Raw genomic sequence first — 26,841 nt, forward strand, 5'->3', positions numbered from 1 at the left:
AGCTGCATGGTAACACGGTAAATTGGGGGGACGCTTATAGAAATTTTTGCCAAGAAACCAATTTATAGATGGATACAAAGTTTAAAACGGCGGTGAATAAGGGATAGGTTAATGCGTGGTAGGCCAAAAGGGCGGAATTGGATGCGGACACAAGCGTTGGATGTTCATAATTTGCCGCCAGTTGAGCGACCTTTGCGCGCACGCTATAAATCGGATGAAGAGTTGCAGGCTTTGGCTCAGCAACTGGCGCAAGGGGTAAACGTTGATTTACCTGAATATCAAGCTCTAGGCAATTTTAGTAAGCGGCTTAACGAAAACGCTAAATCTATTCTTTATGTGTTCCGCCTAAGCGATGCCGCTGCTCGTAACAATGAGACTATTACTCCCGCGGCGCAATGGTTATTGGATAATCATTATACTATTGATAAAGCTATACAGCAAGTCAGACGTGATTTGCCAAAGTCTTTCGTTAAGCAGCTACCTCTCTTATCAGAGCAAGAAGATCTACCGCGGATTTTTGCGCTTGCTTGGCTTTATATTGCTTATACCGATAGTAATTTCTCTACCGAGAGCTTGACTCATATGGTTGAGGGTTATCAAAAGGTAACGAGTTTACAAATTGGTGAGTTGTGGGCGCTTCCTTCGGTTTTACGCTTTTTGTTAATTGAAAATGCTCGTCGCTTATCACTACGGATTGAGCGCGCTCGCCGTATGCGGCGCTTAGCTAACTATTTTGCCGATCAATTAGCCTTAGCTAAAGAGCCAAACCACCTATCCACTGTTTTTGCTAAAGCGCAAATATTCGTCAATGATGCGACTTTTGCCAATCATCTTTTTTATCGTTTGCGCAGCGCTTCAAAAAATTCGACTAAGGCGCTTGCTTGGTTAGAAGACCAATTGGCGGAGACTGGCGGCACGCCGGAAAGTGCTGCACTTGAAGAGCATGGGCGGCAATCGGCGGGCGGAATGACCATGGGGTCGGTCATTCAAGCTTTGCGCGCCATTGATGATATGGAATGGACTGATTGGTTTGAGACGGTTAGTCATGTAGACGCCTGTTTGCAGCAAGGTAGCGATTTTTCGCAGCTTGATTTATCTTCGCGGAATGCGTATCGGCGCGTGATTGAGCAGATCGCTCGTCATTCTTCATTTAGCGAGGTGAAGGTTGCTCAAGAAGCAATTGCTTTAGCTAGGTCAGCTGTTTCTTATAATGATATAGTACCTATAGAACCAGACCAGAAAAATGGTGGCGCATTATTTACTTCCACGGCCCAAGCTTCTATTGCTTGGTATCTCTTAGGCGAGGGGCGTGGGCGATTAGAGCAGCGTTGCTCTTATAAAATGCCGTTTGCTCAGCGAATTATGCGTGCCTATTTATCTTTAGGGATTTATGCTATCATCTGGCCAGTGGTTTGCTTCACATTGTTGATTCTGTCGGGGGTGGCTTGTTTTTTACAGGCGGCGGGAGTTCCTTATTTTAGTGGTGCTTGTTTACTTTTTTTGACGCTTTTACCCGCTTGGGATGCGGCTCTAGGGGTTTTTCATAGCCTTGTCTCTTGGCTTGTGCCGCCTACACGTCTTATTGGTTATGAATATAAAAATGGTATTCCACCTGAAGCGCGTACTATGGTGGTTGTGCCCACCCTCATAACCTCGCGCGATGGTGTGGATGAGCATATGCGTAATCTAGAGATGCACTATCTTTCCAATATGCATGGAGCAGTGCATTTTGCGCTTTTGACCGATTGGGCCGATGCTGCTTATGAAGAAAATGATGACGATCGGGATTTATTGCGTTATGCACAAAACGCAATTGATGCTCTTAATACCCGTTATCCACGTGAAGAAGCGCCGCTATTTTTTCTTTTGCATCGCCGCCGCCTTTATAACGCCGCGGAAGGGTGTTGGATGGGTTGGGAGCGCAAGCGCGGAAAGCTGCATGAATTGAATCTTTTATTGCGCGGGGATCAAGATACTAGCTATTTCCCGCCCGATCCTCGTTTGCCTATGGATTGCCGTTTCGTAATGACGCTGGATGCTGATACACGCTTACGTTTGGAAAGCGTGGTCCGTTTGGTAGGTAAACTGAACCACCCCCTTAACCGGCCCGTGTTTGATAAAGACAAAGGCTGGGTGGTGGAAGGGCATGGGCTTTTACAGCCTCGGATTACCCCTTCTTTAAGCACGGGCGAGGAAACGTCGTTATTTCAACGAATTTTTTCAGTTAGTCGAGGGATTGACCCTTATGTTTTTGCTACTTCCGATACGTATCAAGACCTTTTAGGCGAGGGAACTTTTACTGGAAAAGGCCTTTATGATATTGATGTGTTTGAACAGGCAATGGCCGGCCGAGTGGTAGAGAATAGTGTGTTAAGTCATGATCTCCTAGAGGGGGGGTGTATGCGGGCCGGCCTTACAACCGATGTTGAGATTATTGAAGATTATCCTGCTAGCTACGCCGTGGATGCAGCACGTTTTCATCGTTGGGCGCGGGGCGACTGGCAGCTGCTACCTTATTTATTAAACCGCAAACCAGTGGGCGCATCGACCCGATGGCGTATGTTAGATAATATGCGTCGCTCGTTAAATCCTCTTTTATGGCTGATGGCGCTTTTGGCTGGGTGGTTGATTTTGCCACCCTTTGCTGCTTTGGTTTGGCAGATATTTTTGCTGGTATTAGCTTTTATTGCGCCAATTTTTGGGCTTTTGCGGCAATTTATCCCCCGTGCCTGCGATGTTGAATGGCGCGGGCGGGTGCAAGCGCTTTATACTGCCTTCGTGGCAGCCTTGTTAGAAGGGCTTTTGCGCTTGAGTTTTGTGGCGCATAGCGCTTATCTTATGGTTGACGCCATTATACGCGCTCTTTATCGGATGTTTGTTTCTCACCGCTTGTTGCTGGAATGGCGTACAGCTGCTGCGACTAAAAATGCGCCTAATACGCCTGCTTATTACATGCAATTGATGTGGCCAGCATGTATGATTGCGGTTGCCTTGGTGTTTTTGCTCTTGCTGATGCAGCGGGCAAGCTTGTTATGGGCCCTACCTTTTGCACTTTTATGGTTTTTGTCACCTTTGATCGCTTGGGGGGTAAGCCAACCTTTGCGCAATGAAGAGGCGCTCTCCTTTGATGATCAAGATGGAGCTGTTTTACGTGTAGTTGCAAGGCGCACTTGGCTTTATTATGAAACTTTCGTTACAGAGGAACATAATCATTTACCGCCCGATAATTTTCAAGAAGATCCCGAGCCGCTTGTGGCGGCCCGCACTTCGCCTACCAATATTGGTATGTATCTCCTTTCTATTTTAGCAGCTCGTGATTTTGGCTGGGTGAGCTTTTTTGCAGCTGTTGAGCGGGTAGATAATACTTTATTAACTTTAGAAAAAATGAAAAAGTTTCGCGGCCATTTTTATAATTGGTATGACACAAAGACTCTTGAGCCACTTTTGCCGATGTATGTCTCTACTGTTGATTCAGGCAATTTGGCAGGCCATTTGATTACTTTATCCTCTGGTTTGAAGGAATGGGCGGAAGCGCCTGCAGTGTTTATTCAGGGCGATTTGAACGGGCTTTTTGATGGATTGCAAATTTTGCGTGAAACTATTGAGGAGATCCCTGATGATCGGAAGGCGTTGCGCCCTTTGCGGCAAAGGATTGGCGAGCGGTTGGAAAATTTTGGCCGTGCGGTGGCTACTCTAATTGCAGAGCCAGAAACCGCAACTTTTCGTACTATTAATTTATCTTTGGTAGCACGGGATATTTTTCGTTTGGTAGCGGAGTTTGACAAAGAGATTGATACCGCGCTATCGCACCGTGTTTGTGCATGGGCAGAACGGCTGATTGCTACGTGTGAAGCTCATAATCATGACGCTACTCAAGAGCTTGACTGTGAAATATGGCGTTCACGATTACAAGATTTGAGTGAGCGTGCGCGGCGCTTGGCCTTTGATATGCGTTTTGATTTTTTAGAAAATAAAAAGCGGAGGCTTTTATCAATAGGCTATCGGGTGGAGGCCGATGAATTGGATGAAAGCTGTTACGATCTTTTGGCTTCAGAAGCGCGGCTTGCTAGTTTTTTTGCGGTGGCCAAGGGCGATGTGAAGGCGACACATTGGTTCCGGTTAGGGCGTCTGCTGATTTTAGTTGGTTGGAAAGGCGCGCTTTTATCATGGTCTGGCTCAATGTTTGAATATTTAATGCCGCCCTTGATCATGCGCGAGCCCTTAGGATCTATATTGGGTCAGACCAACCGGTTGATTGTGCGGCGGCAAATTGAGTATGCACGGCAAATCAGTCTACCTTGGGGGATTTCTGAAGCGGCTTTTAATGCGCGAGACGGAGCGCTGAATTATCAATATTCGAATTTTGGGGTACCAAGCCTTGGCTTGCAACGCGGCCTTTCGCGTAATGCGGTGATTGCCCCTTATGCAAGCATTCTAGCAGCCCAATATATGCCGCATGATGCAGTAGTTAATTTACGTCGTTTGCAAAGCCTAGGAGCCTTAGGTGAATATGGCTATCATGATGCCGTAGACTTCACACCATCACGGGTGCATGAAGGGGAGGCCTATGCCGTAATTCGCAATTATTATGCCCACCATCACGGAATGTCGATTGTCGCGATTAATAATGTGATCTTTGGGGGGCGCATGCGAGCGCGTTTTCACCGTGATCCAGTAATTGAGGCAGCAGCGCTTCTCTTACAAGAAAAGGCACCGCGTCAAATCCCTATTCTCCACGCTAAGATGGCTAATCCTATGCGTAGCGATGCTGGTGGCTTTGAAAACGCGCCTATGCAGGTGATAGACAAACCGTTAGAAGCCTCTCGAGCTACACTGCTTTTATCTAATGGCGCTTATTCTACCATGCTAACGGCTAAGGGCTCTGGCTATAGTCGTTGGCGTCGTTATGCGTTAACGCGTTTTTCGCCAGACTATAGTGAGGACCAACAAGGTTCGATGTTCTTTTTGCGCGATGTGAAGACGGAGCGTTGGTGGTCAGCTACTACAGAGCCTACGCGGGTGAGTGGGGAGGCCACAAGTACCATTTTTACCGATGTGAAAGCTGAATATGTGAAAACGGTAGATGGGATCAAATCAACGCTAGAAGTTATTGTCGCAGGTGAAGCCGATGGCGAAGGGCGGCGTATTGAGTTGGTTAACACGACGGATCAAGACCGCGTGATTGAGGTGATCTCTTATACTGAATTGGCTTTGGCCCCTATGGAAGCTGATTTAGCGCACCCTGCTTTTTCACGCCTATTTATTGAAACCGAAATTTGTGATAATGGCGCCACGCTTTTTGCACATCGACGCAAGCGTATGCCCGAAGATCTAGGGCTTTATATGTGCCATTTTGTTACCGATGCGGCGGGCGCTGTGCGTGAGGCTAAAGCAGAGACAGATCGGCGGATGTTTATTGGACGCGGACGTTCTATCCGTCGGCCCGCGATTTTTGATGTCGGTAATCAATTTTCGCATCATGAAGGTTGTGTCATGGATCCGATTTTCTCAATTTGTTGCCGCGTTCGAGTGCCAGCTCATAAAAAGGTGAATCTAATTTTTTGGACCTTTGTTGCTGAGCATAAAGAAACCTTAGAGCAGCAGATTAGTCATTATCGCCAACCGCATATGTTCCAGCGGGCTTTCTCTATGGCATGGACGCGGAATCAAGTGGCGCTTTATCAAAACGGTATTCGTCCAAAAGATGCAATGGATTATCAAAAATTGGCAACGCCATTGATTTATCCTGATCGTTCATGGCGTTTGGCAGCAGAGGTCTTGAATCAGAATCTCGGCTGTCAGTCGGATTTATGGCCTATGGCGATTTCTGGAGATTATCCGATTGTTTTGTTGCGTATTGACAATGAGGCCAATCTCAATGTTTTGAGTGAATTATTAAAAGCCCATGAATATTGGCGTTTGCGTGGCTTGGTGGTTGACCTCGTGGTGCTGAATGAGCGTGGTCTTTCTTATAGCCAAGATACTCAACGTGCGATTGAATGGGTTTGCGAAGGTTATGGACAGCACTCGGCCCAAATGGATGATTCTCCTCATATTTTTACGCTGCGGCGTGACCAATTATCTATTAAGAGTTTTCAAACGCTGCTTGCAAGCGCGCGGGTGGTTTTACAAGCACAAAGTGGCTCTTTGGGTGAGCAAATCCGTATAATGGAGAATATTAGCTTAGATGTACCAGAAAAAGCCAAAAGGGTGCCTAAGTTATCTTCAGAAACGCCTAAAACTCGTTATCAAGCAGATAGTATACCATCTGCTCAGGGTGAGCCATTCGAGCAATTTTCTACAATTGGTTTAAAGGCTTCGACTAAAACTTCTCATCAAAGGGCACAAGGAGATGATTTACGGTTTTGGAACGGCTATGGCGGCTTTAGCGAAGAGGGTTATTATATCATTCGTTTGCGTGGCCGGACTGCGACGCCGCATCCTTGGATTAATGTAGTAGCCAATAGTCAGTTTGGCTTCCATGTCTCTGCTGAGGGGGCAAGTTTTAGCTGGAGTCAAAATAGTCGTGATTACCAACTTACCCCTTGGGCCAATGACCCAGTTAGCAACCGACCAGGCGAAGCGCTTTATATCGTAGATCGTCAAAATTTTAAACGGTTTTCACCTGTCTCAGCGGTAGAGTGTCAAGATGAAGCTTTGTATGAGGCTTGCCACGGATTCGGTTTCTCGCGATTTCAAGTAGATCATGATGGGCTGGCCTTGGAGCTAACACATACACTTTTGGGTGAAGAGCCGGTAAAATTATCACGGCTTACTGTGCGTAATCATGGGAAGACAGCGCGGCAGTTGCGACTTTATAATTATTTAGAATGGGTTTTGGGTGTAATAAGGGCAAAAAACGCCCCTTTTATTCTATCCCATTATGATGAGGAACGCGGAGCGCTTTTTGTCAGAAACCCTTACCACCTGGAGCGCCCCTTTGATGTAAGTTTTGTAGCTTCCTCTTTGCCTCCCATGAGTGTGAGTACTGATAGAGCTGAATTTATCGGTGTTACTGGAACGGTGCGCCATCCAGAAGCCATTCGTCAAGCCGCCCCTCTGTCAAATCGTATTGAAGGGGGATGTGACCCTTGCGCTGCCTTAGCCTATGACTTTGACCTTGAGCCAGGCGAAACGCGTGATATTATTTTTTATTTGGGGAGCGCAACGTCTCAAACAGCTGCTGAGATTCTATTAGATAAAGCTAGAGCAGCAGTTTTTGATACCGTTTTAGAAGAGCAAAAAGAGAAATGGCGCGGCTTTTTTGGTGGCCTTCAAGTTAAAACTCCAGACCCTGCTTTTGATATAATGGTTAATCAGTGGCTGCCTTATCAAGCTTATGCTTGTCGTATTTTGGCGCGTGCGGCTTTTTATCAGGCTAGTGGTGCTTATGGATTTCGGGATCAACTGCAAGATAGTTTAGCCTTGTGTCATCTCAAGCCGCAATTGGCGCGCGATCAATTATTAAATGCGGCGCAGCGGCAATTTGTTGAAGGTGATGTACAGCATTGGTGGCTTCCCCAAAGTGGGGCGGGTGTGCGCACATTGATTTCCGATGATGTGGTTTGGTTAGGTTATGCCATGGCTCTTTATGTGAAATCTACAAATGATGTGGCCGTTCTTGATGAGACTTTGCCTTTTTTAATGGGCGAAGTGCTAAAGCCTGGGCAGCATGATGCTTATTTTGTCCCAGAGGTATCTGATGAACAGGCAAGCCTTTATGAACATTGCGCGCGTGCTCTCGACTTGGCTATTGCACGCACGGGGCCCCATGGTTTGCCTTTGATTTTAGGCGGCGATTGGAATGATGGGATGAACCTAGTAGGCGTGAAGGGGCGGGGAGAAAGCGTGTGGTTGGGCTGGTTTTTGGGGCTCGTGCTTGATGAGGTGATCCCATTTGCTAAAAAACGCGGCGATGAGATACGAGCTGTGGCTTGGCAACACCACGTTGCGTGCTTAGCAAAGGCCTTGGAAGAGCATGGGTGGGACGGAAGCTGGTATAGACGTGGTTACTTTGATGATGGAACACCTTTAGGCGCACATGGGCAAAGCGAATGCGAGATTGACACGATTGCACAATCTTTTGCTGTTCTTGCCCAGTTTGCTTTACCAGAGCGCCAAGAGCAGGCTATGGAGGCGATGCTTACCAAGCTTTATGATCAAGAAGCTGGTTTGTTACGGCTTTTTTGGCCGCCTTTTGATAAAATTTATAAAGAACCTGGTTATATTAAAGCCTATCCACCTGGGGTGAGAGAAAATGGTGGCCAATACACGCATGGTGCGGTTTGGGCTATATTAGCGCTTGCTAAAATGGGAAAGAAGGAAGAGGCATATGAGCTATTCTGTAATATTAACCCTATAAAACACGGTGCAAACCCTGACCTTTATCGTGTGGAGCCTTATGTGATGGCCGCCGATATTTATTCTGTTGCAGAGCGGCGCGGGCAAGGGGGGTGGACATGGTATACGGGTTCAGCTGGTTGGTTTTATCGCGCTGCTTGTGAGGCAATTTTAGGTCTAGAAATTCTTGGCGATCAGCTCCGGCTTGATCCTCATTTACCGCAAACATGGCCGGGATATGAAGCAGATTTACAGGTAGGGGAAGCTACCTATCATATTTCTGTCACGCGTGGGAAGAGTAGAGCTTTGTACATGGATGGGAAAAAACTACCTGATCCTACCGCTTCTTTGTTCTTGGCCCAGGGGGGGCAACACGAAATTATCTTAACGCTTTCAGAAGCATAAGAATTAGGATTATTGTCTTTTTGCTTAAGTATAGTTTGCTTGTTTGCTAGCTGTTTTTGTCTTGATAGGAGTTTACATGGCGCGCACTGATATTGCCGAACGCGTTTATAACCATACGTGGAAGCTTGATCCGATTATTCGCTCGCTTCTTGATACGGATTTTTATAAGTTATTGATGATACAGATGATTTGGGGGCTATATCCAAATGTACGGGCAACATTTTCGTTAATTAATCGTACAAAAACTGTGCGCTTGGCTGATGAGATTGAAGAGGCAGAGTTGCGGGCTCAGCTGGATCATGCGCGGAGTTTGCGCTTCACTAAAAAGGAAATGATTTGGCTGGCCGGTAACACATTCTATGGTCGTAAGCAGATTTTTTCTCCAGAATTTTTGCGTTGGCTGGAGACATTCCAATTGCCTGATTATGAGCTTATGCGTCATGAAGGGCAATATAGTTTGCGTTTTGAGGGGCCTTGGGTTGAAAGCACGATGTGGGAGATTCCCGCTCTTGCGATTATTAATGAATTGCGTTCGCGTGCGGCGATGCGGAAGATGGGGCGGTTTTCTTTGGATGTGCTTTACGCCCGCGCTAAAGCCAAAATATGGCGCAAAGTAGAGCGGTTACAAAAGCTTAAGCATATTAAAATTTCAGATTTCGGTACCCGCCGTCGGCATTCTTTTTTATGGCAACGTTGGTGTGTGGAAGCGCTTAAAGAAGGGATCGGTACGGCTTTTGCGGGCACATCAAATGTGCTTTTGGCAATGGATACAGACCTTGAGGCCTTGGGTACCAACGCTCATGAATTGCCTATGGTGGTAGCAGCTTTGGCGGAGGACGATAGTGCTTTACGCCAAGCTCCCTACCAAGTCTTGCAAGATTGGAATCGTTATTATGGTGGTAATTTGTTGATTGTTTTGCCTGACGCTTTTGGTACAGAGGCATTCTTACGCCATGCGCCAGATTGGGTGGCGGATTGGACAGGATTTCGTCCTGATAGTGCGCCACCTATTGCGGGGGGAGAGCGTATCATTCAATGGTGGAAAGATCACGGTAAGGATCCGCGTGAAAAATTATTAATTTTTTCCGACGCCCTTGATGTAGATACAATTGAAGAAACGTATCGCTATTTTGAGGGGCGGGTGCGTATGAGTTTCGGTTGGGGTACGAATTTGACCAATGATTTTTTGGGCTGTGCCCCGCAGGATAACCCAGCGCTTGAACCTATTTCTCTGGTATGCAAAGTAAGTTGCGCTAATGGCCGACCTGCGGTAAAGCTTTCAGATAATCCCGAAAAAGCTACCGGTGAAGCAACAGAGATTGCTCGCTATCTGCGCTTTTTTGGCGATGAGCATTTTGTAGCGGCGCCTGTACGTGTTTGATGGTGTGTTTATAGGGCCTTCGTTTCTCATAAGAAGGCTATAATTCTTAATTGTTTTTTAGGAAAAAGCTTTAAGTGTCAAGATTAGCAACGTTTAGAGCATTTTCTTGTATGAATTCGCGCCGAGGCTCTACCTCATCCCCCATAAGTTTTGCAAAAAGTGTATCAGCATCACTAGCATCGTTGATTTTTACTTGCAAGAGAGAACGAGCATTTGGGTCGAGAGTGGTTTCCCATAATTGTTCAGCGTTCATTTCACCGAGTCCTTTGTAGCGTTGCAGGCTTATGCCCTTTTTGCCAGCGGTGAAAATGCTTTCTAAGAGGCTGGTGGGACCGTATATTGTTTCTGCATGTCCTTTGCGCTCAAGTTGAGCAGGAGTTTCATAAATGCTAATAAAACGCTGGGCTAGCCGGTCGATCTGACGGGCATCGGCGGAAATTAGAAGATTATGGTCAAGACTAATGCTTTCCCGCACGCCGCGTAAGATACGTTCAAAGACATATCCCCCCTCATCGTTTGCATAGCCTTGCCAACCACGTTCCATATCTTCTTCCATGAGATCCAAGCGCTTTGCAATCGTTTGGGCGAGCTCATGTGGGGCGGTGGGGCTAGGGCTTAAGGCGCCTATAAGAGCTGCCTGCTCCACGAGGCGTTTATTATAACGGGGGTGGAGGTCATTTAATAATTGATGTAAACGGCGCGCATCTTCAGTTAAGGTGCGTAAATCTGCGCCTGCTCGTACTTCCCCGCTACCTAGTTTTAGCACTGTGTCTTCTAAGCCGCTTTCAATAAGAAAATCTTCAAATGCCGCCTCGTTTTTAATATATTGAAATGATTTGCCGCGTGAAACTTTATAGAGCGGGGGCTGGGCAATATAAAGGTGGCCTCGTTCAATGAGCTCGGGCATTTGCCGAAAGAAGAAGGTAAGTAAAAGGGTGCGGATATGAGCTCCGTCTACGTCTGCATCGGTCATGATAATGATTTTGTGATAACGTAACTTATCGGGTGAGAATTCATCCTTGCCAATGGAGGTACCAAGTGCAGTGATTAATGTGCCAATCATATCGGAAGATAGCATACGGTCAAAGCGGGCGCGTTCGACATTTAAGATTTTGCCACGTAGAGGTAGAATAGCCTGATTTTTGCGCGAGCGCCCGCTTTTGGCGGAGCCACCCGCAGAATCCCCCTCGACAATGAAAATCTCTGATTTTGCAGGATCGCGTTCTTGGCAGTCTGCCAATTTTCCAGGTAGAGAGGAGATATCTAAAGCGCCCTTACGGCGGGTCAATTCACGCGCTTTGCGAGCAGCTTCACGTGCACTGGCCGCTTCCACTACCTTGCTCATTAGGATTTTGGCTTCATTGGGATGCTCTTCTAACCAAATGGCCAAAGCTTCGTTGACGAGGCTTTCTACAATGGGGCGTACTTCGGAGGAGACTAGCTTATCCTTGGTTTGTGAAGAAAACTTAGGATCGGGAACTTTTATCGATAATATGGCTGTTAGACCCTCGCGACAATCATCGCCAGTGAGATTAACTTTTTCCCGCTTAGCGATTCCAGAACTTTCAGCATAGCCATTGATTTGACGGGTCAAAGCACCTCTAAACCCCGCTAAATGCGTACCACCATCGCGTTGAGGGATATTATTAGTAAAGCATAAGACTTTTTCATGATAGGAATCATTCCACCACATAGCGACTTCTACGCCCATACCATCTTTTTCGCTGGTGATAGTGATAGGGGTGTCAATAAGCGGTTTTTTAGCTTGGTCAATATATTTGACAAATTCAACAAGACCACCTTGGTAATGGAGTTCAACAGTGCGAATATCAGCGTGGCGGCGGTCAGTTAATAGGATATGGACCCCTGAATTGAGAAACGCCAGTTCGCGTAAACGGCGCTCAAGGGTATCAAAATCAAAGTCAGTACGGCTGAAGGTGTCAGGACTGGGCAGGAAAGAAACTTCTGTTCCTGTTTCTTCCGCACAGGTTCCGGTGACCCGTAAGGGTGTGTCGGCCACTCCATTAGTGAAAGACATTTCGTGGATGTAGCCGCTACGTTTGATGCGCAGTTTAAGCCAAATTGAAAGGGCGTTAACCACCGAGACTCCCACTCCGTGCAACCCGCCAGAAATTTTATAAGAGTTTTGATCAAATTTCCCGCCTGCATGAAGTTGGGTCATTATCACTTCTGCTGCTGAAACGCCTTCACCAGTGTGAATATCTGTGGGAATTCCGCGGCCATTATCACTCACATGGCAAGAGCCATCGGCTTCTAAAGTTACAGTGATAAGGCTTGCATAGCCTGCTAAAGCTTCGTCAATACCATTATCGACTACTTCATATATCATGTGGTGGAGGCCAGACCCATCATCGGTGTCACCAATATACATACCAGGGCGCTTGCGAACTGCATCAAGTCCTTTAAGAACCTTAATGGAATCGGCACCATAGTGGTGGAGTTGCGATGTTGTCTCTTCGCTCATTCTATCCTCTTAGCCGTTTATGAGCGGCGCTTTTGGTTTGTTTTGCGTTTGTGCGCGTTCTAGCTAGGCCAGCTTATAGAGTAAAAAGGCTTATACGAATCAGTATAATAACGTAGCTTACTTATACGCTAAGAGCCCAGTTTCACCAAGTTTTTTCACCTTCTTTTCCGGGGTTTTATGCTATTTTTTCTGCTTATGCGCGTTATGAGGTTGTTTGGATGGGGCTGATCAATTTTTTGAGTTGATAGAGTGCATCTAAGGCCTCGCGTGGCGAGAGATCGTCGGGATTGATAGTGCGTAGCTTGTCTGTAATAGCAGAGGAGGTAGGATCGGGTGTTGGTGAGTTTGAGAAGGCAGAGAAAAGCGGGAGATCGTCAATGCATAGTTTGTTTTTATTATGGAGGGCATTTTTTTCTAATTGTTCAAGGATTGCACGTGCCCGCGCAATTACGGTTTTAGGAAGACCCGCGAGTTTTGCTACTTGCACCCCATAAGAGCGGTCGGCCACACCTTTTGTTACTTCATGTAGAAAGATTACTTCGCCATGCCATTCTTTGACACGCATGGTTACATTATGCAAGCGGGGCAATTTTTCGCAAAGGGCTGTCATTTCATGGAAATGGGTAGCAAGGATAGCGCGTGCTTGGTTGATTTCATAAAGATATTCTACTGCTGCCCAAGCAATGGAAAGGCCATCAAAAGTTGCGGTACCACGGCCAATTTCGTCTAGGATGACAAGAGAACGCGATGTTGCTTGGTGGAGAATGGTTGCTGTTTCAACCATTTCTACCATGAAGGTGGAGCGCCCACGGGCTAAATCATCTGAAGCGCCCACGCGGCTAAATAATTTATCGACCGTACCAATATGGGCAGAACCAGCGGGGACAAAGGAGCCCATCTGTGCCATAATAGCGATAAGCGCGTTTTGTCGTAAAAAGGTAGATTTACCGCCCATATTCGGCCCTGTTAAGAGCCAGATAGCGGCTTGTTGATCACCTTTTGCTGGGGTTAGGTCACAATTATTGGCAATAAAGGGCTGGGCGGTCTGTTGACGTAAAGCCTGTTCCACCACTGGGTGGCGGCCGTCAATAATGCGAAAGGCCAGGCTATTATCAATCTGTGGTCGGCAATAGCTTTGCTCTTGTGCTAATTGTGCCAAAGCACGCGCTACATCGAAAACAGCTAAGGCTTGGGCGGCTTCGCGGATGAAGGTGGTTTGTGCTTCCAGTTCTGCGACCAATTGAGAAAAAATTTCTTCTTCAATTTTTTGGGCTCGTTCACCTGCATGCGCAATTTTACTTTCTAATTCGGCTAGTTCATTGGTAGTAAAGCGCATAGCATTAGCCATGGTTTGCCGATGGATAAAGCGGGCTTTTGTGGCTTCATCTTTACTGAGAGCACCTGCCGTATTGGCGCTAACCTCGATAAAATAGCCTAATATATTATTATGTTTGATTTTGAGCGTTTTTATACCTGTTTCCTCGCTATAGGTGCTTTGTAAGCTAGCGATATAGCGGCGCGATTGGTCTCGCAATTCTCGCAATTGGTCAAGCTCACTATGATAGTGGGTGCGGATAAAACCGCCATCACGCTTTAAAAGTGGTAGATCATCCGCCAAGGCGCGGCATAGGTGGTGATGTACTTCAATTGGCTTTTGTGCCAAAAGGTTTTGGGCATGTGCTAATTCTTGTGGTAGCAGAATGTTGTTTAAGAGTTGGTTGATTTGATCAATGCGGTCGAAAGAGGTGCGCATGGCTGCAAGGTCGCGCGGGCCGCCGCGGCCTAAAACTAGCCTTGATAGAGCCCTTAATGTGTCTGGTGCACCTTGTAAAGCTGTTTCTAGCGGGGGAGCTAAATCGGAATTCTGAAGAAAAAAACTAACTGAATCAAGCCGCTCATTAATGGTTTGGGGGTGAGTGAGGGGTGCCAAAAGCCGTTCGGCTAAAAGCCGTGCTCCAGCATTAGTAACTGTACGGTCTATAGCTTTGAAGAGGCTCCCTTCCTTTTCGCCTTGGCTTGTACGCATAAGTTCTAGGTTGAGGCGAGTTGCTGAATCAATGAATAGGGTGGCTTTGCTATCCTCTTGGCGCGGTCGCATGAGGGGCGGCCGCCCTTGGACTTGTGTTTTTTCTATATAATTAATGGCGCCCGCAATGGCTGCTAGTTCTGGCGCGCTGAATTCTCCAAAGGCTGCGAGTGTTGAAAGGTTGAAATAGCGACAAATTGTATGTTCAGCGGTGCTGCTTTCAAAAAGGCTTGGCGGCTGGGGGGTAATAATTTTATTTAAGAGTTGGTTTAACGTGTTGAGTTGTGGGTTATGGAATAGGGATTGTGCCATGATGATTTCTTGCGGATCTACCCGCATAATATCAGCCAGGAGTCGAGATTTATGGCTTAATCCTACTCTAAATTGCCCGGTTGAAATATCAATCCACGCCAAACCGAAGGGAGCATCTTCGTCATTTTTAAGGCGCACAAGGCTCATGAGGTAGTGGTTGCGCGTGGGTTCTAGTAATTTTTCTTCTGTTAAGGTGCCGCGGGTGACTAAACGCACAACTTTGCGTTTTATTAGGCTTTTTCCTGAGCGCTTTTCAGGGTTGGTATCATTGTCATTATCGGCAGTGTCTTCTACTTGCTCGCAAATAGCTACGCGTTGCCCAGCTTCAATCAATTTGAATAGATAATCATCGGCGCTATGGACGGGAACCCCACACATAGGTATATCTTCATTGCCTTGCTTGCCCCTTTTGGTAAGGGTGATTCCTAAGATCTTAGAGGCAGTAATAGCGTCATTAAAGAATAATTCATAAAAATCACCCATCCGGTAAAATAAAAGCGCATCGTTATACCCAGCTTTTATTTCACTATATTGCACCATCATCGGAGTTAAGCGAGGGGATTTGATAGAATTTTGTGGTATGATGTTTTTTGTCATGGCTATGATCTTTGACTTTTAATGCCTTTGGAATGCTTTTAAAAGTTCATATACAGAAAGACTTTTCAAGTCTATGATTTACGCGCATTTTAGATAGATTGTCAAAGTGCGCTTTAGTTTTGTATAGGGAACAAAAGAAGAGGCTGGTAAGGATGGTTTGCAGGTGCTATGTGCGCCCGAGGTGAATATTGGCCGTTTGTCAGAATTGTTTAGGCTACCAATGCCCAACTAGCGTGGGAGAAAGAGATTAGGATGACGCAAGATTGCCCGCATCAGAGTAAAGACGAAAATCGCCCTGATCTCCTAGTAAGAGAGGCTTTGGAATTTCATTCCCGCGGGCGTCCTGGTAAGCTTGAAATTGTTGCCAGTAAGCCCATGGCAACCCAACAAGACCTTGCCCTTGCTTATTCTCCTGGTGTGGCAGCGCCAGTATTGCGAATTGCTGAAGACCAAAATAGCGCCTATGATTATACGGCAAAGGGGAATTTAGTGGCGGTTATCTCAAATGGAACTGCAATTCTTGGTTTAGGTAATTTAGGGGCGCTAGCTGCAAAGCCTGTAATGGAGGGCAAGGCAGCGCTATTTAAGCGTTTTGCTGATATTGATGCCATTGACCTTGAGGTGGATAGCACAACAATTGAGGAATTTATTCAAGCGGTACGCTATTTAGGTCCTTCTTTTGGTGGCATTAATCTTGAAGATATTAAGGCGCCTGATTGTTTTATTATTGAAAGTCAATTGCGGGAGATCATGAATATCCCTGTTTTTCATGATGATCAACATGGAACCGCTATTATCGCCGCGGCTGGGTTATTGAATGCTTTGCATTTGACAGGACGGGATCTCACGAATACTAAGCTTGTGTGCAATGGCGCGGGCGCTGCTGGTATTGCTTGCATTGAATTGATCAAAGCCTTGGGTTTTAAAGCGCAAAATATTCTTTTATGTGATACAAAGGGCGTGGTTTATGAGGGCCGTGAAGTCGGCATGAACCAATGGAAATCAGCGCATGCGGTTGCTACTGATAAACGGCTTTTGGAAGATGCCCTTTTGGGGGCTGATGTTTTTATTGGTGTTTCTATTAAGGGGGCACTGACCCCACAAATGGTAAAAAATATGGCGCCTAATCCAATTATTTTTGCTATGGCCAATCCAGAACCAGAGATTACACCCGAAGAGGTTGCGCTTATCCGCGATGATGCAATTATAGCGACTGGACGTTCAGATTACCCCAATCAGATCAACAACGTTTTGTGCTTTCCTTATATGTTTCGTGGGGCACTTGACGTGCGAGCTACTACCATTAATGACGTTATGAAGGTAGCAGCTGCTAAGGCAATTGCCCGCCTTGCTCATGAAGAAGTACCCGATGATGTGGCAGAAGCTTATGGTGGTAATCGTTTAAAATTTGGTCGTAATTATATTATTCCTGTCCCTTTTGATCCACGTCTTCTCTCAGCTATTTCAGTGGCGGTTGCGCAAGCAGCTATGGAAAGTGGTGTGGCGCGTAAGCCGATTGAGGATATTACTTCTTATAGGAGTGAGTTAGATGCGCGTCGTAATCCAATTGCTGCAACCATGCGTGCGGTTTATGCACGGGTGCGTGAAAACCCGCAGCGTATAGTGTTTGCTGAAGGCGAAGAAGAACCAACCATGCGTGCTGCCATTGCCTATGTGAATCAAAATCTTGGTGAAGCAATTTTAGTAGGGCGTGAGGAAAAGATTGACCAAACCGCTCGTATTGCTGGTATTGATCTTGCGCGCACGGGCATTTCAATTATGAATGCGCGCCTTTCAACTCGTAATGATGCTTATGCTGAATACCTTTATGGAAAGATGCAACGGAAGGGTTGGCTATTGCGCGATTGTTATCGGATGATCCATAATGATCGCAACCATTTCGCTGCCTGTATGTTAGCTCTAGGCGATGCTGATGCGATGATTACCGGTCTTACCCGCAATTATGAAACAGGGCTTGCTGATATTCGGCGAGTGATTGCGGCGCGCCCGCGGGAGCGTTTGATGGGGGTTTCTCTCGCTTTATGTCGAGATCGCACTGTGTTTATTGCAGATACAGCTGTGCAGGAGGCGCCTAGTGCGCAGGCTTTGGCAGATATTGCAGAACAAACAGCCTATTTTGCCCGTAATATGGGTTATACACCGCGGCTTGCTTTTTTGGCCTGCTCGAATTTTGGTCATATGGAAGGGGCCTACTCTCAATCTATTCAAGAAGCGGTTACGCTTTTGCGCACCAAAGGGGTAGATTTTGAATTTGATGGTGAAATGAGCGCAGATGTAGCATTAAACCCTAAATTGATGCGTCAATACCCTTTTATGGGTCTTAAAGGACCTGCTAATGTTTTGATTATGCCAGGACGCCACTCGGCTTCTATTGCTAGTAAAATGTTGCAAGAATTGGGAGGCGCTACCTTGATTGGACCCATTTTGCTAGGCTTTGATCGTTCGGTACAGATCGTTCCTTTGGGAGCGCGCGATAGTGATATTGTGAATATGGCAGCCATCGCTGCTGCTAATGCCCCCGTTTGTTAAGGCTATTTTGGGGAAGGTATGTCGAGAGCCGCGGTAACTTTATAGAATAACTGCGGCTCAAGGTCTTATAATGTTAAGCGTTTTGGTTGGCAGCTTTATTTTGTTCTGCCTCCACACGTTGTTGGAAAAGACCCGCGAAATCGACAGGGTCAATCATTAGGGGGGGAAAGCCGCCATTGCGTGTAGCATCAGCAATAATTTGCCGAGCAAAAGGGAAAAGAAGGCGTGGAGATTCGATAAATAATAGCGGCATTACATGTTCTTGAGGAACATTTTTCAGTAAAAAAATGCCGCCGTAAATGAGTTCTGCATGAAACATCAGGTCGGCGCCTTCGCCCGCTTTAGTAGCTATGCTGAGTAGTACTTCATAATTATCTTCACCTAAGGGGTTGGTGTTGACATTAATGTTGATATCAATTGCGGGCGCTTTATCGCGAGGCCGCAAGGATTGTGGGGCATTCGGGTTTTCAAAGGAGAAATCTTTTACATATTGAGTGAGGATACTAAAGATTGCGCCTTCTTCTACGGGTTTTTCTGTATTGTCCGCCATGATGAAACTTTCTTGATGTGTGTTTATTATGATGCGTGTCTTCTCGCTAGCATGTTGTTGCTATGCTTGCAAGAAATCTGGCTTTGGTCTTTGCATTTTACTACTTAGCTTCATTCCCGTCGGGAGGCTCCTTTTTGTTGGAGGAATTGGGCGAGGCTTCGGGGGCATGTGGGTCGCATACTTGGTATTGGTTTTTATCAAGATCTATAATAGACGGTTCTTTTTCTGTTTGGTTGTTAATGATGACGATGTGCTTTTGAAAAAAGCGGAAAATGCTTTCGCGTACCCAAGGGATAAGCAAGAAAAGAGCAAAAATATCGCTTACAAAGCCGGGGATAATAAGGATTATCGCTGCGATAATGAGTAAAGTTTGATGAGCCATGCGGCGCTCAGGTAGACGGCCTGCGGCCAAATCTTGTTGGGTATCACGCAAGAGAGCGAGACCCCCATAGCGTAATAATAGACGGCCAAGCAGGGTAGTAGCAATGATAAGCGCTAGGGTGGCTAAAAAACCAATGTATTTGGCTACAAGGATAAAGCCGGAAATTTCAACCAATAGGATGGCAAATAGGCCAATGCCTAAGCGACCGCTTTTAGGGGAGTAAAATTTTTGCACCAAAAAATCCTCTCATGATTAAGAATTTGGTTTATATTAGAGGAAATAGCGCCTCACTTGAACGGAAGATTTAAGAATTGTAGAATTATTATTTTCCTTTGCCTGTGTGGCGCTTGGAGCTTCTGCTAATTATACGATAGGCTCTGGTGTTTTTTGGAAAATGCCCCTATTTTTAAGGAAAGACTTATCCCATAGACTCAATAGCGGGCGGGGTGAAGATAATGGACGGATTGGATTGATGGAATTTGATATTGTAATTATTCTTGCTTTTGTGGCGGTTGTGGTCATTTTTATCCAATTGCGCAACGTTTTGGGTAAGCGTGTCGGCTTTGAGCGGCCGCCTTTTGATCCTTACACTTCTACGCGAACCGATTCTGCGATTGAGAAAGAGCCTCCCGCATCTGAGGTGCAGTCTGCTGATGTCTTAGCACAGATTGATGAAGCGGCGCGATCTAATAGCGTACTCCATAAAGGTTTAAAGGAGATTTTTGTTGAAGATCCTAATTTTTCTCCTCGTTCCTTTTTAGGGGGGGCGCGGGTGGCTTATGAAGCCATCCTCACTGCCTTTGCTTGCGATGACCGGCAAACGCTGAATGCACTTTTGGCGCCTGAAGCCTTGGAAAGTTTCGTTGCTGCCTTAAAGCAGCGAGAGACAGCAGGGGAACGAGTAGAGTTTCGCTTTGTCAGTATTGAAGAAGCAGATTTTGTGGCGGCCGGTCTTGAGGGTAATTATGCGGCGATTACGATTCGGCTTGTGAGTCAGATCATTTCTGCTACCTATAATGCTGAGGGGCATTTAGTGGATGGGAATCCAGAAGAGATTGTGGAGATCCGCGATTTGTGGACTTTTGCCCGTAATACAAAATCGGAAGATCCAAATTGGCGTTTACGCCATACGGAAGAAGATAAGCGCTGAGAAGGTGCGATGGATGGGAATAAACAAAAACTAAGGGAAGCTCAATTGCAGCGTGATGACCAAGCGCTATGGGCTGCCCTTTGTCGCACTATTACACCTCTGCCTAGGCGTCGTTCGCCCCTTTTGCCGCCGGCGGTCGCCAGGGAAGAATGCGTACCTGCAACGTTCACTAAGCCTTATAAATATAGCGCAGTTCAATCTGCTATCATCTCATCACCTTTATCTTTACATTTAATCGACCTTCCAACGCAGCGCAAAATTGCTAAGGGGCGTATTTCTCTTGAAGCGAAACTTGACCTCCACGGTCTATGCCAAGCGCGGGCTCACCAATTATTGTATGATTTTATTATGCGGGCTTATCAACAGCGTTTTCGTCATGTTTTGGTGATTACGGGGCGTGGGAAGTCTTATGGAAGTGCAGGTGTCTTACGCGAAATGGTACCCCATTGGTTAAAGAGTCCGCTATTTCTTCCGCTGATTGGGGCCTACCAGGATGCTAGCTCTGTTCATGGCGGCAAAGGCGCGCTTTATATTCGGATAAGGCGCCCTCAGCCATAACATTTGTTTGTAATAAATTAGAAAAGGTTAAAAGTTTATTTGAAAAAAGGCGCCGTAGTGCTTCCCTACCCTATTTTTACAATCCTAAACTCCATTTATCAACCTATAACTTATTGAAATTAATAGTAAACTTTAAAAACACGCGCTTTGTTATGGCCCTTTAGGAGGGTATCACATTTCATCAGGGGATCTTTAATATGTCTAATCTAAAATTGAAAACAGATCGCTATGCGGCACTTTTTGGCATCTGCATTGCTAGTTTTTTAGGGTGTATTGATTTAACAGTCGTGAATACGATTATTCCGGCCATTGGTCGAGAATTTGCTGTTCCTTTGCGAGATGCACAATGGACTACTTCTGTGTTTATGGTTGCTCTTTCTGCATTCATGGTGCCGGTTGGTGCTATGGCGGATATATGGGGGAGGAAGAGGCTTCTCCTGTTGGGGCTTGTTATTTTTGGCGTAAGCTCCCTCCTTGTTGGGATTGCCGATAGCTTTCTATTACTCATTGTTTTTCGCTTTATACAAGGCATTGGTTGCGCTATCCTCTATACGGTATCAGGCGCCATTATTTCTTATATGTTTAATCAAGAAGAACAAGGGAAAGCGTTAGGTATACTTTTTGCTGTTAATGGCATAGGTTTAGCTATTGGACCTGTGGTTGGAGGTTTTTTTTCTGGTCTCATTGAATGGCGATATGCTTTTTTAATTAACATACCATTTATATTATTAAGCCTATTCTTTTGTTTTAAATTCGTGGACGAAAAGAAAGGAAATAAGGATAGGAAGATGGATGTGTTTGGCTGTATTACATTAATATTAGCCCTTATCTCTCTCATTGGTTCATTCTCTATGTCTGAAAACGAAAAATTAAAATATTTATTTCTATTTTCTATTTTTTTATTTTGCACTCTATTCTTTTTTATTGAGAAAAAATCAAAAGATCCCCTCGTAGAGTTTCAATTTTTTAAAAATAATTATTTTCTAGCTGCTTTAATTTCCACCTTCTTTCTTGCTGTTTTTTACTCCAGTATTTTGCTTTCTCTCCCCATGCTGTTGGCAAATGTCGCAAATAAAAACGATTTGCAAATTGGATTTTTATTGCTTCCTGCTACCTGTACTTTTGCTATCTCCTCGGCATGGGTAGGGCATAAAAGCGGCCATATATCGCCGAATTTTCCCATATTTATCGGCTTGGCCATGTTTGTGTTAGCTGCATTTAGCCTAGGGTTAGCATCTAAAGACAGTCTTTCTTTTCTGTTTTTTATTGGGCTTATATTGTTTGGAACTGGCTGGGGCGCCATTTTGGGACCCGCTACTTTAGTTGCGTTGCAGACCCTTCCCAATTCAAACGCTGCAGTAGCCATGGGCACATCTTGGACTATCCACAATATTGGGGGGGCGTGCGGGGCGGCTTTAACTGTTTCAGTCATCACAAATGGTAATAATTTGGCGGGAAGCTATCAGCATTTAATGTTTATACTATCAGGCATGGCAGCAGTTATAGGGCTTCTATATTACTTTATGATAAGGCGTCCTTCGTGAAACTGTATTAATTCTACCTTAATAATGGTTGTATTACTTCAAGATAGCGCGGCTTCGGCGAGGGTATCTTTAATTGCATCTCATGCATTGGTAAAAGGTTTATGGTTCCAGCTCCTTCATAAGGACACTGTAATGCTTTATCATTAAGTTTAGGGGGGCTTTTACTGGTTTTTTGTGGCTTTGCTCTCTGTATTGCGTTCTCTCTCTTAGAGAGAAAATTACTATTTTGTGGGTGTGCGCTTGTGGTAAGAAAATTCATCGGGTTGGAAATGGTATTGCGTAGAACAAAATTCGCATTGAACAGTGATTTGTCCATCTTCTACGCTTTGGGCACGTTCATCGGCTGAAAAATTTTCTAAAATCTCCCATAGACGAACGCGTGAACAAGTGCATTGGTCGCGTAAAGCTATGGAGGGAAAGACTTCTACTTCATGTTCATGAAATAGGCGAAATAAAAGTCTTTGGCTAGAAATGTTGGGGTCGGTAAGTTCATCAATACTAATTGTTTGGGTAAGGGCACAGATTTCATCCCACGCATCATGACTGGTAGGGGGGGGCGGTGAAGCGGTTTTTGGTAGAAATTGCACTAAAAGCCCCCCAGCGCGCCATTGTTTTTTTAACGGGTCGAACTCGCTAGGCGTGAGCAATTGAGCTACCCCTAAATGAAGGGTTGTGGGGATTTGTTCTGATTGTTCAAAATAGCGGCGGGCTATTTCTTGGAGTGTATCGCCTTCTAACGCAACAATGCCTTGATACCGTTGGGTATGGGGGCCTTGATCAAGGGTGAGAACAAAGTTTCCTTTGCCCAATAAATCAAGAGGGCGGTTTTTCCCTTCTCTGAGAGTTTCTATTACGCGTGCTTCATCAAAGCGTGCATAGCCGCGTAAAGCATGCGGAGCATGAAAATCACAAACTAATAGGCTGATAGGGCCATCACTATTGCTTTGTAGGGTAAATTTTCCTTGAAACTTCAAAGTGCTTCCAAGAAGCCCTGTAAGGGTGAGGGCTTCGGCTAAAAGGGCGGCCACCGGCTCTGGGTATGCATGTCGTTTCAGGATATGGTCTACTACTGAGCCCAATTGGCAAGCGCGGCCGCGGGCATTGAGGGCAGGAATGGTAAAAGGTATGATCATATCATCGTGGAAAATATTAGACTTATTGTTTGAGAGCATAGGAGTCATGGGAGGATGATTCATTTCATAAAGGTGCAGGGATCTATTGGTTTATGAATAGGTGGGTTTTAGGGCGCTAGCTCGGCTTCGATTAACCCAAAGCACCAAAGGAGTACGGCCTTTTGGGCGTGGATGCGGTTTTCGGCTTCGTCAAAGACCACGGATTGAGGGCCATCGATTACTGTGTCTACCACTTCTTCGCCACGGTGGGCGGGCAGGCAGTGCATGAATAGCGCATCAGGTTTAGCGAGAGCCATTAGCGTTTCATTCACTTGAAACGGTTGGAAGACGGTGTGCGAGCGCGCACGAAATTCTTGCCCCATCGAAACCCATGTATCGGTTACCACGCAATCAGCGTCGTATACTATTTCTTTGGGATCATGGCTGAGGACGATTTTGGCACCGCGGGCTTTGGCTGCTTTAATATATTCATGCTGCGGTTCGCTGCCTATGGGGGTGGCTATGCGAAGGGTGAATTGAAAGAGGGCTGCAGCTTCGATAAAGGAATGAAGAACGTTATTGCCATCACCCGTCCAAGCAAAGACTTTATTAGTAATAGGACCGCGGTGTTCTTCATAAGTAAGAATATCCGCTAGGATTTGGCATGGATGGGTGCTATCGGTTAGGCCGTTAATCACTGGTACATGGGCAGAATGGGTGAGTTCTAATAAACGCTCATGATGAGTGGTGCGGAAGGCAATAATGTCAACAAAACGCGATAGAACCCGCGCCGTATCGGCAATCGTTTCACTATGTCCTAACTGCATTTCTGAGCCGGTGAGCATGATGCTATCTCCGCCTAATTGGCGCATGGCAAGATCAAAGGAGATGCGGGTACGGGTGGAAGGCTTTTCAAAGATCATCGCTAAGCTTTTTCCTGCTAAGACTGTACTTCGCCCTGATTTTTTGAATTGTGCTTTGATATCTTTAATTTTTTTAAGCAGAAAACGCGCCTCGTGAGGGGAAAGTTGCGCAAGGTCGGTAAAATGGCGGGGCGCGGCTTTCATGAAGGACTCCTTTATTGTAGGGTTTGGAGCGCTGTATCAAGCTTGTTAAGCGCTATATTGATCTCATCGGTGTTGATATTAAGGGGGGGGAGGAGCCGCACTACATTATCACCAGCACCTGCGACAAGCATATGTTGTGTTTCTAGGGATTTGATAAGTTTTGTGTTGGGAATTTTACATTTAAGTCCTAAAAAAAGTCCTCGGCCACGTACTGTTTCTAAAAGTTGGGGGTATGTGTCAACTAAGCGGTACAAACCGTTTTGCAACTGCTTGGCGCGTTCCTGAACCGTAGGTAGGAAATGCGGGGCTAGTATAATCTCTAGTAATTTGTTGGCAACCGCCATGGCTAAAGCATTGCCGCCAAATGTTGTGCCATGGCTGCCTGGGCCCATGCCGCTAGCAGCCTCATGGGTTGCTAAACAAGCACCAAGTGGGAAACCACCGCCAAGACCTTTGGCGAGAGCCATAATGTCGGGTGTAGTGCCCGCGGTTTCATGAGCGAACAGTGTGCCTGCTCGGCCGATGCCACTTTGAACTTCATCAAAGATAAGCAAAAGCTGATTTTGATTACATAAGGCACGTAGAGTGCGTAAAAATTCGGTTGATACAACCCGCACCCCGCCTTCCCCTTGTATGGGTTCGATCAAAAGGGCGGCGGTCGTGGGAGAGATAGCTTTGGTTAACGCTACTTCGTTATTTAACGGGACTTGGATAAAGCCTGCTGCTTTGGGCCCGAACCCTGCCAGGTATTTTTCTTGTCCTCCTGCCGCCAATGTCGCTAAGGTGCGGCCGTGAAAGGCGCCTTCAAAACTAATGATATCTATTTTTTCGGGGCGATTGCGGCTGTAGTGATAGCGACGCGCGGTTTTAATCGCGCATTCGAGTGCTTCAGCCCCTGAATTGCAAAAAAATACTTTATCAGCAAAGCTATGTTTACATAAGGTTGCAGCGACACCTGCCTGCAGGGGGGATTGGAAAAGGTTAGAGGTGTGCCATAATTTTTCGGCTTGCTCTTTGAGAGCGTGGGTGAGGGCGGGGTGAGCATGCCCTAAGGCGTTCACAGCGATACCAGCCATGAAATCAAGGTAAGCAGTGCCTTTTTCATCATAAAGCCATGCGCCTTTTCCATGAGTGAAGGAAAGGGGCGTGCGGGCAAAGCAATCATAAAGGCCGTTAAATGCATCGCTAGTCGCCTGATAGGACATAGGTTTCTCTCCTGAAGTGGCAATAAATGCTTATCATCCTTGCTTTAGCTTTGGTAAAATGTCAATTATCTGTTAAAAGCTTTTGGATTAGATAGAAATTTTTGCTGTTGCATGAAGGCACATTTCTTGTAGGCACGTAGTAAGGCTAAACGGCGTTAGAATAGGGGTAAAGCCTTGTCATTTGCATTGTTGCATAGTATATTCTGCATGGATCTTGGTAAATGATTTTTTAGAGGATGCAAAAGTATTAGGCATCTGCCTTTGGGTTGGACTTTATTGCATAGGCGGCTTTAAGATTGCAGCTTTATATAGAGCTAGGATCTCTGGTGGGTTCATCGCTAGATGGGTTTGTGCATTGTAGGTTGTGGTAGAGACCTAGGAGAGGTTTCTATTTGAGAGAATAGTGAAGTAAAGACCAAAAAGTTTGCTAGTGGGCACTAAAGCCTTATAAAAGATTTGGTGAGCGCGGGCAATGAGGTATTAAAGTGTCTTGTGGCGTGCTTGAAATGGAGTGCCAGTATGAATTGGACAGATGAGCGGGTTACGCTCTTAAAGCAGTTGTGGGGAGAGGGTTTGAGTGCAAGCCAGATCGCTACTCAATTGGGTGGCGTAAGTCGCAATGCAGTGATCGGGAAAGTGCATCGTTTGAAACTGGGCGGGCGCGGTAAGGTTAATCCAAGTGCAACAAGCAAGCCTAAGAAGCCTTTGCCTGAACCTACTTCGGAATCCACTACCAGCCCACAGGTTGGTGCTGAGGAGTTTGTTGCGCCTTTACCAGCTGAGACCGTTAGTCATGATGATGCTAGCCTTATTGCTAATGATGCTGGTAAGGATGAGGAAGCATTAAAGTCTACAATGCTGAGGCAGGAGGGAACTGCTTCCGTATTATCTGAATCTGTTTTAGATAAACGGTTAGAACCTACAGCGCCTGTAGATACGCCCCTAAGTCCTGATATAGAGCCAGTGTCGCGCCGGCTTAACCTTTTACAGTTAACAGAACACACATGTAAGTGGCCAGTGGGTGATCCTTTGTCTCCTGATTTTGCATTTTGCGGGGCGCAGTCGGATGAAAGTAGCCCCTATTGCCCTTATCACGCAAAAGTTGCCTTCCAGCCCGTTTCTGAACGGCGTCGAATTAGAGCCTAGCCTTCTAACTTATTGTTATTTTGAAAGATAC

14 protein-coding genes are annotated in these 26,841 nt (G+C 45.9%); 7 read left to right on the forward strand and 7 right to left on the reverse strand.

From position 1 onward, the window contains the following. Window positions 1-141: 141 nt before the first annotated feature. Both ACK28X_RS10795 and pncB read left to right on the forward strand, forming a co-directional pair. Window positions 142-8,745: a GH36-type glycosyl hydrolase domain-containing protein gene (locus ACK28X_RS10795; protein WP_412058957.1), complete on the forward strand. Its 8,604-nt coding sequence runs from the start codon at window positions 142-144 to the stop codon at window positions 8,743-8,745. Window positions 8,746-8,821: 76 nt separating this feature from the next. Further along, window positions 8,822-10,126, forward strand: a complete 1,305-nt coding sequence (pncB, locus tag ACK28X_RS10800; RefSeq protein WP_412058958.1) for a nicotinate phosphoribosyltransferase — start codon at window positions 8,822-8,824, stop codon at window positions 10,124-10,126. Window positions 10,127-10,196: 70 nt separating this feature from the next. Here the strand turns inward: pncB and gyrB are convergent, their stop codons facing one another. Both gyrB and mutS read right to left on the reverse strand, forming a co-directional pair. Further along, entirely contained in the window at window positions 10,197-12,611 is a 2,415-nt protein-coding gene (gyrB, locus tag ACK28X_RS10805; RefSeq protein ID WP_412058959.1) for a DNA topoisomerase (ATP-hydrolyzing) subunit B, read from the reverse strand. A gap of 202 nt (window positions 12,612-12,813) precedes the next feature. Continuing rightward, a complete protein-coding gene (gene mutS / locus ACK28X_RS10810; RefSeq protein WP_412058960.1) occupies window positions 12,814-15,546 on the reverse strand; it encodes a DNA mismatch repair protein MutS in 2,733 nt (910 codons plus the stop codon). A 252-nt stretch (window positions 15,547-15,798) separates the two neighbouring features. Between mutS and ACK28X_RS10815 the strand changes: the two genes are divergently transcribed. Further along, the gene (locus tag ACK28X_RS10815) at window positions 15,799-18,096 is read left to right on the forward strand and encodes an NADP-dependent malic enzyme (RefSeq protein WP_412058961.1); all 2,298 of its coding nucleotides are present in this window, start codon (window positions 15,799-15,801) and stop codon (window positions 18,094-18,096) included. A gap of 73 nt (window positions 18,097-18,169) precedes the next feature. Here ACK28X_RS10815 and secB read toward each other — a convergent pair whose 3' ends face one another. Together secB and ACK28X_RS10825 are read right to left on the reverse strand one after the other, a co-directional pair. Then, entirely contained in the window at window positions 18,170-18,646 is a 477-nt protein-coding gene (gene secB, locus ACK28X_RS10820; protein ID WP_412058962.1) for a protein-export chaperone SecB, read from the reverse strand. Between the two features lie 100 nt (window positions 18,647-18,746). Then, window positions 18,747-19,262 carry an FxsA family protein gene (locus ACK28X_RS10825; protein WP_412058963.1) on the reverse strand — a complete coding sequence of 172 codons (516 nt, stop codon included), beginning with the start codon at window positions 19,260-19,262 and terminating at the stop codon, window positions 18,747-18,749. Between the two features lie 238 nt (window positions 19,263-19,500). On the opposite strand from ACK28X_RS10825, the gene ACK28X_RS10830 reads away from it, so the two are divergent. From ACK28X_RS10830 to ACK28X_RS10840, 3 genes are all read left to right on the forward strand, one after another. Continuing rightward, window positions 19,501-20,178: a Tim44/TimA family putative adaptor protein gene (locus ACK28X_RS10830; RefSeq protein ID WP_412058964.1), complete on the forward strand. Its 678-nt coding sequence runs from the start codon at window positions 19,501-19,503 to the stop codon at window positions 20,176-20,178. A 9-nt stretch (window positions 20,179-20,187) separates the two neighbouring features. After that, window positions 20,188-20,736 (forward strand): Smr/MutS family protein, encoded by a 549-nt coding sequence (locus ACK28X_RS10835; RefSeq protein WP_412058965.1) that lies wholly within the window; start codon window positions 20,188-20,190, stop codon window positions 20,734-20,736. 197 nt (window positions 20,737-20,933) lie between these two features. Next, window positions 20,934-22,280 (forward strand): MFS transporter, encoded by a 1,347-nt coding sequence (locus ACK28X_RS10840; protein WP_412058966.1) that lies wholly within the window; start codon window positions 20,934-20,936, stop codon window positions 22,278-22,280. A 221-nt stretch (window positions 22,281-22,501) separates the two neighbouring features. On the opposite strand, the gene ACK28X_RS10845 is transcribed toward ACK28X_RS10840, so the two are convergent. Genes ACK28X_RS10845 through ACK28X_RS10855 form a run of 3 tightly spaced genes read right to left on the reverse strand, consistent with a single transcriptional unit; the run spans window position 22,502 to window position 25,664 of the window. Next, on the reverse strand, window positions 22,502-23,476 hold the full coding sequence (locus tag ACK28X_RS10845) for an Hsp33 family molecular chaperone (protein WP_412058967.1): 975 nt from the start codon (window positions 23,474-23,476) through the stop codon (window positions 22,502-22,504). Between the two features lie 44 nt (window positions 23,477-23,520). Beyond that, window positions 23,521-24,459, reverse strand: a complete 939-nt coding sequence (gene argF, locus ACK28X_RS10850; RefSeq protein WP_412058968.1) for an ornithine carbamoyltransferase — start codon at window positions 24,457-24,459, stop codon at window positions 23,521-23,523. A gap of 11 nt (window positions 24,460-24,470) precedes the next feature. Next, the gene (locus ACK28X_RS10855) at window positions 24,471-25,664 is read right to left on the reverse strand and encodes an aspartate aminotransferase family protein (RefSeq protein WP_412058969.1); all 1,194 of its coding nucleotides are present in this window, start codon (window positions 25,662-25,664) and stop codon (window positions 24,471-24,473) included. Between the two features lie 519 nt (window positions 25,665-26,183). Between ACK28X_RS10855 and ACK28X_RS10860 the strand changes: the two genes are divergently transcribed. Continuing rightward, window positions 26,184-26,810, forward strand: coding sequence for a GcrA family cell cycle regulator (locus ACK28X_RS10860; protein ID WP_412058970.1), 627 nt, complete (start codon window positions 26,184-26,186; stop codon window positions 26,808-26,810). Window positions 26,811-26,841: the final 31 nt, after the last annotated feature.

Origin of the sequence: Bartonella sp. DGB2, assembly GCF_046843095.1 — a bacterium.
GTDB lineage: Bacteria > Pseudomonadota > Alphaproteobacteria > Rhizobiales > Rhizobiaceae > Bartonella.